Source organism: Streptomyces sp. NPDC027962 (genome assembly GCF_055566095.1).
The window spans coordinates 23,400-36,036 of sequence record NZ_JBVHTA010000045.1 but is presented as its reverse complement, the minus strand read 5'-3'; the positions used below and the strand labels follow the sequence as shown (position 1 = coordinate 36,036).

Genomic DNA, 12,637 nt, shown 5'->3' with positions numbered 1-12,637 from the left:
ACCCTCCCCACCATCCGATCTGCGGCCTTGGTTCGCCGAAGACCCGTGGCCCGTGCCCAGATCGACCGGGCGCTGCGGTCGGCCGGATTTCTGCTCGTCACCGGGCAGGGCGTGACCGGACGCGCTGCGCTCTCGGGTCCGATCGGCCGCGTGCGAGTTCTGCGGGCTGCCGGCCGCAGCGAAGGAGCGATACGCGGTACGGGTCGGCGAGCGCGGCTGGCTGGGCCCGGGAGCCGAGGCAACGCTGATGCGGACGGCATCGAGACCCCACCCGACCTCAAGGAGTCGCTGTCCTTCGCGGCCGATGAGCCGCCCGGCGACCCGGCAGTCGAGGCCGAGTGGCTCCTGCCCGGCTGAGGCGTCCACGCTCAGGGCCGCCGTGGAGGAGTACGTCGCGCAGATGCGGGCGCTGTCGGACAGCCTGCTCGAGCCCATACCGCCCCTGACTCACCCGGACCGACGCCGTGGCCGGCCGGCTCTCCTGCGGGGGCAGGGCGCGGGTGGGGTCCCGGCGTGTCCCTTCAGACGATGACGTGGCGGCCCTTCGCGGCGGGCCCCCCGTAGGGGCCGGTCAGCACCTCGTCGGGCTGGCCGATCCCGACGTGTCCGTGGGCACGGACAACCAGGATGACTGCGGTGGCCGCGAGCGCAGGAGCGGCGAGGCCGAAGAAGGCGGCCGAGGGCAGGCCGAGCAGCACGGCCATCAGCGTCCACGACACGATGGCGGCCAGACCGGCGACCGCGGCCCGTCGCCGCAGGGTCCGCCGTCGAGCCCTGGTCTCCTGGAGGCCGAGGATCCGCACCCGAAGCCGCCGACCGCAGTCCTGATGGGCGCAGACGATGTCCCGGGTGGTCTCGCCCTCCTGAGGCCGCTCGATCTCCAGCCTGCTGGAGTGGCCGATGACGAGGACCACTGTGTTGCCCGAACTGCTCTCTCCAGTGACGAAGTTGAGTAAGACCTGAACGGTCTGTTCCACGTGTGCCATTCCGCCTCCCGTGAGTGAAGCAGCCCCCGTGCGATCGCGCGCATGTGTGTGCCTGCTCGGACCTGCCGCGTAGCAAAGTAGCCGCTTTCGCAGTCGGACTGCTGACCACAAGCGGGCACTCCCAGACCGGGCGCCGCTGCGGAGAGCTTCATACGCCGGGGGCACGCCTCCGTCATGGCGGTGCCGTGGACGGGGCAGCTCGGAGGGTCGCCGACCAGAATCGTCTGCTGCTGCGCGCAGTCCGCCATCTCCAACCCGGACGACCGCCAGTCCCGTCGAGACACCGCCCCGTCAGTACGTCTCGCCGAGTGAGAACGCATCAGCCCTGGGTCAGGGAGCAATGCCGTTTGGACAGGAACTGGATGGGCTCGGGCGCTGGCGGCTGGAAGCTTGACGGTCGGCGGGCCGGGGTGGCGTACGCCGTGGCCGCTCTCGACCGGCAGATGCGATTGGTCCCCGTTTGACATGTTTCTGGCGGATGGCAGAGTGGTATGTGAGGGTGAATGTTGGGAGGCTCGGCATGGCACCAGGCCCAGCATGGCGTTCCGCAGCACGGCAACTGCCGCTCAGGCTCACGGTCGGCACGTTCTTCCTCAAGTCCGCACTGTCGAAACGCGGAACGAACGAGGCCACCGCTGAAAGGCCGCAGCAGTTCGCCGCCACCACGTACCCGTTCCCGGGCAAGCTCGACGCCGAGAAGTCTCTCCGGCTGCTCTCCGCCGGAGAGATCGCCATTGCCACCTCATTGCTCCTGCCGGTCATCCCTGCCGCTGTCGCCGGGGTTGCGTTGACCGCATTCTCCGTTGGCACCCTCGGGCTCTACCTGCGGACGCCGGGGATGCGGCGGGAAGGCAGCCTGGGCCCGACCGAGCAGGGAACCGTGCTGGCCAAGGACGTCTGGATGCTGGGCATCAGCGTCTCCCTCATCGCTGAGGGCGTGAACGAACACCGGTGACGCACGGAGCCACCTTGGTTGAAGAGACAATTCCGTTAGGGGTGCACATGGCCAGGACCAAATGGTTCTTCGAGCCCGGTCATACCGCGGCGGAGTTCCGCGCCAGGCACATGATGGTCACCTACGTGCGCGGGCAGCTCAAGAACGTGCACGGCTTGCTGGAGGTCGATCCCGACGAGCCGGAGAAGGCCCGCGTCGAGGCGACGGTCGACGCGACCCAGGTGTACACCGGTCAGCCCCAGCGCGACGCCCACCTCCGCAGTGCCGATTTCTTCGACGTCGAGCACCACCCGTCGTGGACGTTTGTCGGTTCGTGCATTCGTCAAATGAGCGGAACCGAGTTCGAGGTCACCGGAGATCTCACGGTACGTGGCGTGACACGCCCCGTAACCTTCGACGTCACTTACTTGGGACAGTGGGATACCCCTTGGTGGGAGGAGGGGCGGGACCTCGGGCCCAGGCGACGCGCCGGTTTCGCCGCCACGACGCGTATCGATCGACATGACTTCGGGGTGAGTTGGAACGACGTGGTCGACCGCGGCGGAGTGGTCGTCAGCCCCATGGTCGATGTCATGGTCGACGTCGAGGCCGTCCTCGAGGCCGGTGAAACGGCCGCCTGAGCGCGACCAGGTCGGGCTGCGAGCCGAACCGAGCAGCGAACGGCAACACGGGGTGTGGCTTGCACAGATGCCCCTATGGATGTCGACTGGTGCCGCACAGTGCGGCTAAGGATGCCTCGCTGCCCAGCCGGTCCGGGTTGTCGCCGGCGGCTACGAGCAGGGCTGCGGCGGTGTCCGGACCGACGCCGCGGTGGTCGGTGCATTCGACTCCTGCTCGCCGCAGTGTTCCGAAGGAACGAGCCCAGGCCAGCAGTTGACGGTAGCCGGGAAGGACCGGCCGTCCAGAGTTGACGGTAGCCGGGAAGGACCGGCCGTCCAGAGTGGCCCCGCGCGAGGCTGATTGACCCGATCGGCCGTCAGTTCTTCTTCAGCTCCTCGGCGAGCATCACAATGATGCCGCTGGGACCGCGGACGTACGTGAGCTTGAAGACGTCCTCGTAGGTCGCCACACCGCGAAGCGGACGGCATCCGTGCTTTGCGGCTACCTCAAGGGCTTTATCGATGTCGTCGACTGAGAAGGCGACGCGATGCATGCCAATCTCGTTGGGCCGAGTGGGCTTCGACTCGATCGCTTCGGGGTGGATGTACTCGAAGAGCTCAAGGCGACCGTGACCGTCTGGCGTCTGGAGCATCGCAATGTTGGCGTGATTGCCATCAAGGCCGACGGCAGTGTCGGTCCACTCACCACTGACCGTGTCACGGCCGACGACCGTGAGGCCGAGGTCGGTGAAAAAGGAGATCGTTGCTTCGAGGTCGCGAACGGCGATGCCGACGTTCTCAAGTTTGATGGCCATGCGTTGCATGCTACCGAGCGGGGCCGATCAGGTACTGCCGGCAAGGACGCAGCCGTGTACCAGGACACCGTCGAGGTCGACCGTGACCTGTCGACCGGCGTCCGGAGCGTGTTTGCCCGGCGGTAAGGACATCGATCACGCGGGAGACCGTCGGTCAGAGGCGACGCGAGAAGACGGCCGGCTCGCACCGCAGCATCGCGACATCCGCGAGGCAGTCACCGCCGAGTGCGACCGCCAGGGCGACGGCCGTCGGCGACCGCTACCAGGTGCTGCACCTCTCGCGGCCGGAGCGCACCGCACGGCGGCTGGCAGGCACTGGTGAGCACACTCTCGCAGGCCGGTCGGGGACCGGCCCGATGTCAGCGGTGGTCCGGCAGGAACCAGCGGTGCGGCGCGATGAGACGATGGATCCCTTCAGGTCCCCAGGAGCCGGGTGCGTAGGGCTGCACCGGCGGCGGCTTCTCCAGCAGCGGGGTGGACGCTGCCCACAGGCGCTCGATGCCGTCCGAGCGGGTGAACAGGGCCTGGTCGCCGACCATCGCATCGAGGATGAGGCGCTCGTAGCCCTCCAGGGCGTGCCTGGTGTTGAAGGACTCCGCGTAGCTGAACAGCATCTCGGCCTCGCCGAGCCGCATGTCGGGGCCCGGCTCCTTGACCAGGAAGCGGGCGGCGATCCGGCCGGGGTCGTCGAAATCGATCACCAACTCGTTGTTCCGGGGCGCATGAGCACCTTGCGGGGTCGCGGGGAACATCCGCAGGACCGGTTCCCGGAAGCCGAGCGTCACGACATGGCGCCCTTGCTCCAGCGCCTTGCCGGATCGCAGGTAGAACGGCACGCCCGACCACCGCCAGTTGTCGATGTGCACGCGCAGGGCGACGAACGTCTCGGTGTCGGAACGGGGGTCGACACCGGGCTCGTTCCGGTAGCCGTCGTACTGGCCGCGGACGACGTGGGCGGGGTCCAGGGGCCGCAGGCTCTGGAAGACCCTCTCCTTCTCGTCCCGCAAGGGCTGCGCGGCGAGCGTGGCCGGGGGTTCCATCGCGACGAATCCGAGGAGCTGGAACAGGTGGGTCACGATCATGTCCCGGAAGGTCCCGGTCCCTTCGAAGAACTTGGCCCTGCCCTCGATGGCGATTTCCTCCGGAACGTCGATCTGCACATGACTGATGTGGTCGCGGTTCCACACCGGTTCGAAGAGGCCGTTGGCGAAACGGAGGGCGAGGATGTTGTCCACCGATTCCTTGCCCAGGAAGTGGTCGATGCGGAAAACACGGGACTCGTCGAAGACGGCGTGGATCGTCGCGTTCAGCGCCTGGGCCGAGGGCAGGTCCGTGCCGAAGGGCTTCTCCACGATCAACCGGGCATTTTCCGCCATGCCGGTGGCGCCGAGCATCTTGACGACGGAGGTGAACGCGGCCGGCGGGACGGCGAGGTGGAACAGTCGCCGTGGGCTGCCGCCGATGGACCGCTCGGCCTGCTCGATCGCGGCCAGAAGTGGCTCGGGGGCGTCGGGGTCGGCCGCTCCGAAGGACAGCGCGTCCTCGAACTGCTGCCAGGCCGGTCCCTGCGGCTTGGAGCTGCCGAACTCGGCGACCGCATCCCTCGCGTGGGCACGGAAGCCCTCGTCGCTGGGCGCGACGGCGGCCGGCGCCGAGCCGACGATGCGGTAGCGGGCGGGCAGCAGTCCCGCCTTGGCCAGGTGGAAAAGACCGGGGAGCAGCTTGCGCCGGGCGAGGTCGCCGGTCGCACCGAACAGCACGATGACATGGTCGTCGGGGAGCGGGCCGTGCTTCCCCGTCCCGGAGCCGGCGCTCGGCACAGTCACCCCGCCTTCTCGGCGTGACCGCCGAATTCGCCGCGCATCGCGGACAGCACCTTGTCGGTGAACTCCCCCAGACCGCGCGATTCGTAGCGTTGTGTCAGGGCGGCGCTGATGACGGGCGCGGGCACGCTCTCGTCGACCGCCGCCAGGACTGTCCAGCGTCCCTCCCCGGAGTCCGAGACCCGGCCGGTGAACGCGTCGAGCTGTGGCGAACGGGCCAGCGCGTCGGCGACAAGATCGACAAGCCACGAACCGACCACCGAGCCTCGGCGCCACACCTCGGCGACCTCGGCCACGTCGATCTCGTACCGGTAGGCCTCGGGCTCGCGCAACGGGGCGGTCTCCGCGTCGACCGAGCGCTTTCGCAGGCCGGCGTCCGCGTGCTTGATGATGCTGAGGCCCTCTGCGATGGCGGCCATCATCCCGTACTCGACGCCGTTGTGGACCATCTTCACGAAGTGGCCGGCACCGCTCGGTCCGCAGTGCAGATAGCCCTCGGGGGCGGTTCCGTCGGCGCGGGTCCTGCCCGGCGTGGGCTCGGCGCTGCCGGAACCGGGGGCGATGGTGCGGAACACCGGGTCCAGCCGCGCCACCGCATCCGGGTCGCCGCCGATCATCAGGCAGTATCCCCTCTCCAGGCCCCAGACTCCGCCGGACGTGCCGCAGTCCACGTAGTGGACGCCGTGCCGGGCGAGTTCCTGGGCCCGGGCCATGTCGTCCCGGTAGTACGAGTTGCCGCCGTCGACGACGATGTCGTTCGCGTCGAGCAGGGCCGTCAGCTGTTCGAGTGCGCCCTGCACCACGCCGGCGGGCAGCATCAGCCAGAGATTGCGGGGACGCTCCAGTTTCTCGACGAAGTCCTCGAGCGAGGAGGCGGCTGTCGCTCCTTCTTTCTCCAACTCCCGCACGGCAGAGGTATCGAGGTCGTAGACGACGCACCGGTGGCCGGCGCGCATCAGCCGGCGTACGAGATTGGCTCCCATCCGGCCGAGCCCCATCATGCCGAGCTGGAGTGTAGTGCCGGTGTCAGTGGTCATGGCCGGACTCCCCGTTCTCCGTGGCTTGCCGCGTACGTGCGTGTTGCCAGCAACTCGCGTGCCACTTCGGTGACTCGCTGGGTGGTGAAACCGAATTTCGTCAGCAGTTGCTTCAGAGGTGCCGACGCGCCATAGGTGTGCATGCCGATGAGGGCGCCGCCGTCCCCCACGTACCGGTCCCATCCGAACGTCGATGCCTGCTCGATGCCGACCCGTGCGGTCACCGCCGGCGGCAGGACCTGGTCGCGGTACTCCTGAGGCTGACGGTCGAACAACTCCCAGCACGGCATGCTGACCACCCGGACCTCGATACCGTCCGCGGCGAGTTCGTCGCGGGCGGACAACGCCAGGGACACCTCCGATCCGGTGGCGATCAGGATGACTTGCGGCTCTCCCGAGGGCGCGTCGGCGAGGACATAGGCGCCGCGTGCGACTCCGGACGCGGCGGCGAGCCGTGACCGGTCGAGCGTAGGAAGAGCCTGGCGGGACAGCACGAGAGCCGCCGGTTCGTGGCGGAGAGCGGCGACCACGCGCCATGTCTCGACGACTTCACCGGCGTCGCAGGGCCGGAAGACCAGCAGGCCAGGCATGGCGCGGAGTCCGGCGAGCTGTTCGACGGGCTGGTGGGTGGGCCCGTCCTCACCGACACCGATGGAGTCGTGGGTGAAGATGTGGACGGCCGGGATCTCCATCAGCGCGGACAGCCGGATGGCCGCCTTGGCGTAGTCGGAGAAGATGAGGAACCCCGACCAGTACGGCCGCAGCTTGGTCAGCGCCATGCCGTTGACGACGGCCGCGGAGGCGTGTTCCCGGATGCCGAGGTGCAGATTGCGTCCGGACCGGTCGTCGGGCTCGAAGTCGCCCGCGCCGTCGAAGGTGAGCCGGGTCTTGGTCGACGGCGCGAGGTCGGCCGATCCGCCGATCAGCCACGGCACGCGCTGCGCGAGAGCGTTGAGTACCTGGCCCGAGGAGTCCCTGGTGGCCAGGCCCTTGGGGTCGGCGGGAAAGTCGGGCAGCGCGCTCTCCCAGCCGGCGGGGAGGTCGCGGCGCTGCATGCGCTCCAGTTCGTCGGCCAGATCGGGCCAGGCGGCCCGGTAGGCGTCGAACCGCTTCTGCCAGGCGGTGCGCAGCGCGGCGCCACGGGCGCCGATGCCCTGGTCGAACCAGTCACGGACACCGTCGGGTACGAGGAAGTGCTCGTCCTCCGGCATCCTCAGGAAGCGCTTGGTGGCCCGCACTCCGTCGGGTCCGAAGGGCGAGCCGTGGGCCTTCGGCGAGTCCTCGACGGGAGAGCCGTAGCCGATGTGGCTGTGCACGACGATCAGGGTGGGCCGCTCGGTCTCCGCCCGGAAGGTGTGGAACGCGCGCTCGACGGCGTCGAGTTCGTTGGCGTCGGCGACGGTGGTCACGTTCCAGCCGTACGCGAGGAATCGGGCGGCGACGTCCTCGGTGAACGTGATGTCCGCGTGGCCCTCGATGGTGACCCGGTTGGAGTCGTAGATCCAGCACAGGTTGGACAGCCGGTGGTGCCCGGCGAGCGAGGCGGCCTCCGAGGCGATGCCCTCCATCATGCAGCCGTCGCCGGCCAGCGCGTACACGTCGAAGTCGAAGAGCGGAAAGTCGTCCCGGTTGTACCGCCCGGCCAGCCATCGGCCGGCCATCGCCATGCCCACGGAGGTGGCGACCCCCTGGCCCAGCGGCCCTGTCGTGGTCTCGACACCGCTGGTCCAGCGGTATTCGGGGTGACCGGGGCAGCGGGAGTCGAGCTGGCGGAACGACTTGAGGTCGTCGAGCGTCACCGACGGGCGTCCCAGCACCTCGTAGTCGGGGTCGACCGCACGGACCCCGGTCAGATGCAGCAGCGACCACAGCAGCACCGACGCGTGTCCCTCGGAAAGAACGAAGCGGTCGCGGTTGGGCCAGATGGGGTCCTGAGGGTCGAATCGTAGAAACCTCTGCCACAGCGTGTACGCGACGGGCGCGATCCCCATCGGCGTACCCGGATGGCCGGAATCGGCCTGTTGAACGGCGTCCATGCAGAGGCCTCGGATGGTGTTCACCGACAGAGTGTCCAGGTCGGTCATGGGCCTTCCCTGATGTTCGGCAAGATCCGGCCAGTCCAGTACACGCCACTTCACGACGACCTGCATTCCGGCGCTTGCGGGGCTCCGCCAGGTGGCCGTACCGCCGTGCCGGGTGGTGGAGCCGCTCATAGACTCGCCGCCATGCTGGGACTCCCGACTCATGTGCAAGCATGCCTGTTCGACCTCGACGGCGTCCTCACCCGGACCGCGACCGTCCATGCGGCGGCGTGGAAAGAGATGTTCGACGATTTCCTGCGTCGCAGAGCGGAACGCGACGGCACGCCGTTCGTGCCCTTCGACGAGGTGCGTGACTACGACGAGTACGTGGACGGAAGACCGCGCGCCGACGGGGTCCGCACCTTCCTCGCCTCGCGCTCCGTGGAGCTTCCTGAGGGGACGCCCGACGACCCGCAGGACGCCGAGACGGTGTACGGCCTCGGCACCCGCAAGAACGATCTGGTGCTCCGGCTGATCCACGAGCAGGGCGTGCAGCCGTACGAGGGCTCGGTGACGTACGTGCGGGCGGTACGGGACGCGGGCCTGCGGCGCGCGGTGGTCTCCTCCAGCGCCAACTGCCATGACGTGCTGGTCGCCGCGGGCATCGCCGACCTGTTCGAGGAGCGCATCGACGGGATCGTCGCCGCGGAGCAGCATCTGCGCGGGAAGCCCTCGCCGGACACCTATCTGGCGGCGGCTCGCGCGCTGGGCGTGGAACCGGGCGCGGCCGCCGTGTTCGAGGACGCGCTGGCCGGGGTGGAGTCCGGGCGGGCCGGAGGGTTCGGTCTCGTCGTCGGTGTCGACCGGGCCGGGCAGGCCGACGCGCTGCGCCGGCACGGCGCCGACAGCGTGGTCAGTGATCTCGCCGAGCTGCTGGAGGTCCGGTGATCAGCCACCCGAGCTTCGCGGTGGAACCGTGGCGGCTGCGCGAGACCGAGCTGAATCTGGAGGTCCTTGCCCAGAGCGAGTCCGTCTTCGCCCTGGCCAACGGGCACATCGGCTGGCGCGGCAACCTCGACGAGGGCGAGCCGCACGGTCTCCCGGGCACCTACCTCAACGGTGTGCACGAGCTGCACCCGCTGCCGTACGCGGAGGCGGGCTACGGCTACCCCGAATCCGGCGAGACGATGATCAACATCACCAACGGAAAGATCATCAGACTACTGGTCGACGACGAACCGTTCGACCTGCGCTACGGCGAACTGACGGCGCATGAGCGGGTGCTGGACTTCCGCTCCGGGCTGCTCACCCGTACCGCGCACTGGACCACCCCGACCGGCCGCTCACTGCGCATTACCTCCACCCGGCTGGTGTCGCTGACCCAGAGGGCGGTCGCTGCCGTCGCCTACGAGGTGGAGCCGCTGGACGGCGACGCACGGGTCGTCCTCCAGTCCGAGCTCGTGGCCAATGAGAAGCTGCCGGCCAGCGGAAGCGACCCGCGGATCGCCGCCGCCATCGACTCCCCGCTCCGCTCGCAGGAGCACTACGCGCAGGACACCCGGCTCCGGCTGGTGCACCGCACCGAGCGCAGCGGTCTGTTCGTGGGAGCGGCGGCGAACCACCTGGTCGAGGGGCCGGAGGGCACCACCTGGGACGCCCACAGCGAGCCGGACGTCAGCCGGCTCACCGTCATCAGCTCGCTGACACCGGGGCAGCGGCTCCGGCTGGTGAAGTACGTGTCGTACGGGTGGTCCGGCCAGCGGTCCCTGCCCGCCGTCCACGACCAGGTGGACGCCGCGCTCGCAGCCGCCCATGCCACCGGCTGGGAGGGTCTGGTCGCCGAACAGCGCGCCTATCTGGACCACTTCTGGGCCGGCGCCGACATCGAGGTGGACGGAGACTCCCAGATCCAGCAGGCAGTGCGGTTCGCCCTCTTCCACATGCTGCAGGCGGCCGCACGGGGCGAGGAACGAGCCATCCCCGGCAAGGGGCTGACGGGGACGGGCTACGACGGCCACTCGTTCTGGGACATCGAGTCCTTCGTCCTGCCCGTGCTCACCTTCACGGCGCCGCAGGCGGTCGCTCCGGTGCTGCGCTGGCGCCATTCGACGCTTCCGGTCGCCCGTCGGCGGGCCCGCCAGCTCGGCCTGGCCGGAGCCGCCTTCCCGTGGCGGACCATCACCGGGCAGGAGTGCTCGGCGTACTGGCCGGCCGGAACCGCGGCCTTCCATGTCAACGCGGACATCGCCGACGCGGTGCAGCGCTATGTGAACGCCACCGGCGACAAGGTGTTCGACAGGGGGCCGGGTTTTGATCTGCTGGTGGACACGGCCCGGCTCTGGCACTCTCTCGGCCACCACGACTCCCAGGGCACGTTCCACATCGACGGCGTGACCGGGCCCGACGAGTACAGCGCCGTGGCGCGCGACAATCTCTACACCAACCTGATGGCCCAGCAGAATCTGGTGGCGGCGGCGGAGGCCGCCCTACGGCACCCGGACCGGGCCCGCGAACTGGGCGTCGACGAGGAGGAGACCGCGGCCTGGCGGGACGCGGCGGCAGCGGTCGCGATCCCGTACAACGAGGCGCTCGGAGTCCACGAGCAGTCGGAGGGCTTCACCCGCAGCCAGCAGTGGGACTTCGACGCCACGGAAGCGGAGCAGTATCCGCTGCTGCTGCATTTCCCGTACTTCGACCTCTACCGCAAGCAGGTCGTCAAACAGGCGGATCTGGTGCTCGCCATGCAGACGCGCGGAGACGCCTTCACCGCTGAGGAGAAGGCCCGCAATTTCGCCTACTACGAGGCGCTGACGGTGCGCGACTCCTCACTCTCGGCGTGCACACAGTCCGTGATGGCCGCGGAAACCGGGCACCTTCGGCTGGCCTACGCGTATCTGGGCGAGGCGGCCCTCATGGACCTGGAGGACCTGGAGCACAACACCCGCGACGGGCTGCACATCGCCTCCCTGGCCGGCAGCTGGATCGCCCTGGTCCTCGGCTTCGGTGGTCTGCGGCTGCGGGACGGGGTGTTCGGCTTCTCGCCCCGGCTGCCCGAGCAACTGTCCCGGCTGGCGTTCAGCGTCGTGGTGCTGGGACGGCGGCTGCGCGTGGAGGTCGGCGGCGGTATCGCCCGCTACACCCTTGTCCACGGCGAACCGCTGGACATCCTCCACCATGGCGAAGCGCTGACGGTCACGGCCGCCGGGCCGACCGAGCGGCCGCTGCCGCCGGTGACGGCCCGGGCCGAGCCGGAACAGCCGAAGACACGTCGCCCCGCGGACCGGCAGGGCGACCGCTACGGCGGGGCCCCGGGCGCGGAGGGCGACACACCCGCGTAGGGGTCCTCGGCGCAGCCGGGCCTCCACAGCCGACCCAGCGGCGCGCGGCGCTGTGGGATGGTGGTCGCGTGACACTGGAGGACCTCGTCCGGCTGCGCCGGGCCCGTGACCTGATGGACCGCGAGTACGCGGAGCCGCTCGACGTTCCGGCGCTGGCGCGCTTCGCCCTCATGTCCCCGGGCCATTTCTCCCGCAGCTTCCGTGCCGCCTTCGGCGAGACGCCGTACAGCTATCTGATGACGCGGCGGATCGAGCGGGCCAAGGCGCTGCTGCGGCGGGGCGACCTGACGGTCACCGAGGTCTGCTTCGCCGTCGGCTGCACCTCGCTGGGGTCGTTCAGCTCGCGGTTCACGGAGCTGGTCGGCGAGAGCCCGAGCTCCTACCGGGCCCGCCGCCATGACGAGGGCGCCGCCGTCCCGGCCTGCATCGCGAAGATCCACACGCGACCGGTCAGGAATGGAGAAGCGCAACCCGCCCGGCCGCCCGTAGCGTGAAGCGCATGGACATCACACTTTCCCAGTGCTTCATCGCCGTCGACGACCACGAGAAGGCGCTCGCCTTCTACCGTGACGTTCTCGGCCTGGAGGTACGCAACGACGTCGGATTCGAAGGGATGCGCTGGGTGACCGTCGGCTCGCCGTCGCAGCCCGACGTCGAGATCGTCCTCGAACCGCCGCTCGCGGACCCGAACGCCTCGCCCGCCGACAGTCAGGCCATGGCGGAACTGCTGGCGAAGGGCCTGCTGCGCGGTGTCATCTTCAGGACCGACGACTGCGACGCCACCTTCGAACGCATCCGCGCCGCGGGCGGCGAGGTGCTGCAGGAGCCGATCGACCAGCCGTACGGCGTCCGCGACTGCGCCTTCCGCGACCCCTCCGGCAACATGCTGCGCTTCACCGGGCCCCGCAAGCAGTGAGCTCCGGTCCCGCGGACGCCCTCATGGTGAATCCCGCGCCGCGCCGCGCTGAGGCTGCACGGAAGGTGAGGGAGATGCCCGGCCGCGAGGTTGCGCACCATTGCCGCGCCGGCACAGGAGAACAACGCGCCGGCGCAGGAGAACAAG

General features: G+C 69.4%; 12 protein-coding genes and 2 pseudogenes. 7 read left to right on the top strand and 7 right to left on the bottom strand.

Going from position 1 to position 12,637, the window contains the following annotated elements; all coding sequences use genetic code 11:
• Positions 1–45: 45 nt before the first annotated feature.
• Positions 46–357 carry a hypothetical protein gene (locus ACZ4SA_RS30820; protein ID WP_468281023.1) on the top strand — a complete coding sequence of 104 codons (312 nt, stop codon included), beginning with the start codon at positions 46–48 and terminating at the stop codon, positions 355–357.
• Between the two features lie 164 nt (positions 358–521).
• Here ACZ4SA_RS30820 and ACZ4SA_RS30815 read toward each other — a convergent pair whose 3' ends face one another.
• A complete protein-coding gene (locus ACZ4SA_RS30815) occupies positions 522–986 on the bottom strand; it encodes a hypothetical protein (protein ID WP_468281021.1) in 465 nt (154 codons plus the stop codon).
• 520 nt (positions 987–1,506) lie between these two features.
• On the opposite strand from ACZ4SA_RS30815, the gene ACZ4SA_RS30810 reads away from it, so the two are divergent.
• Together ACZ4SA_RS30810 and ACZ4SA_RS30805 are read left to right on the top strand one after the other, a co-directional pair.
• On the top strand, positions 1,507–1,941 hold the full coding sequence (locus ACZ4SA_RS30810) for a hypothetical protein (protein WP_468281019.1): 435 nt from the start codon (positions 1,507–1,509) through the stop codon (positions 1,939–1,941).
• Positions 1,938–2,561, top strand: a complete 624-nt coding sequence (locus tag ACZ4SA_RS30805) for a YceI family protein (RefSeq protein ID WP_468281017.1) — start codon at positions 1,938–1,940, stop codon at positions 2,559–2,561. The genes ACZ4SA_RS30810 and ACZ4SA_RS30805 overlap by 4 nt, the downstream gene beginning before the upstream one ends.
• Before the next feature lie 85 nt (positions 2,562–2,646).
• Here the strand turns inward: ACZ4SA_RS30805 and ACZ4SA_RS30800 are convergent.
• From ACZ4SA_RS30800 to tkt, 6 genes and pseudogenes are all read right to left on the bottom strand, one after another.
• Positions 2,647–2,748, bottom strand: a pseudogene (locus tag ACZ4SA_RS30800) (transposase); the annotation flags it as partial.
• 169 nt (positions 2,749–2,917) lie between these two features.
• A complete protein-coding gene (locus tag ACZ4SA_RS30795) occupies positions 2,918–3,355 on the bottom strand; it encodes a VOC family protein (protein WP_468281015.1) in 438 nt (145 codons plus the stop codon).
• 57 nt (positions 3,356–3,412) lie between these two features.
• Positions 3,413–3,599 (bottom strand): annotated as a pseudogene (locus tag ACZ4SA_RS30790) (IS1380 family transposase); the annotation flags it as partial.
• Between the two features lie 115 nt (positions 3,600–3,714).
• A complete protein-coding gene (gene zwf, locus ACZ4SA_RS30785) occupies positions 3,715–5,181 on the bottom strand; it encodes a glucose-6-phosphate dehydrogenase (protein WP_468281013.1) in 1,467 nt (488 codons plus the stop codon).
• On the bottom strand, positions 5,178–6,215 hold the full coding sequence (gene gnd, locus ACZ4SA_RS30780; protein ID WP_468281012.1) for a phosphogluconate dehydrogenase (NAD(+)-dependent, decarboxylating): 1,038 nt from the start codon (positions 6,213–6,215) through the stop codon (positions 5,178–5,180). The genes zwf and gnd overlap by 4 nt, the downstream gene beginning before the upstream one ends.
• Positions 6,212–8,299, bottom strand: a complete 2,088-nt coding sequence (gene tkt / locus ACZ4SA_RS30775; protein ID WP_468281010.1) for a transketolase — start codon at positions 8,297–8,299, stop codon at positions 6,212–6,214. The genes gnd and tkt overlap by 4 nt, the downstream gene beginning before the upstream one ends.
• Before the next feature lie 141 nt (positions 8,300–8,440).
• Between tkt and ACZ4SA_RS30770 the strand changes: the two genes are divergently transcribed.
• From ACZ4SA_RS30770 to ACZ4SA_RS30755, 4 genes are all read left to right on the top strand, one after another.
• Positions 8,441–9,184 (top strand): HAD family hydrolase, encoded by a 744-nt coding sequence (locus ACZ4SA_RS30770; RefSeq protein WP_468281008.1) that lies wholly within the window; start codon positions 8,441–8,443, stop codon positions 9,182–9,184.
• Entirely contained in the window at positions 9,181–11,574 is a 2,394-nt protein-coding gene (locus tag ACZ4SA_RS30765) for a glycoside hydrolase family 65 protein (protein WP_468281006.1), read from the top strand. Before ACZ4SA_RS30770 ends, ACZ4SA_RS30765 begins: the two co-directional genes overlap by 4 nt.
• Positions 11,575–11,642: 68 nt before the next feature.
• On the top strand, positions 11,643–12,068 hold the full coding sequence (locus tag ACZ4SA_RS30760) for a helix-turn-helix domain-containing protein (protein WP_468281004.1): 426 nt from the start codon (positions 11,643–11,645) through the stop codon (positions 12,066–12,068).
• Positions 12,069–12,073: 5 nt separating this feature from the next.
• A complete protein-coding gene (locus ACZ4SA_RS30755) occupies positions 12,074–12,490 on the top strand; it encodes a VOC family protein (protein ID WP_468281002.1) in 417 nt (138 codons plus the stop codon).
• The last annotated feature ends 147 nt before the right edge of the window (positions 12,491–12,637 follow it).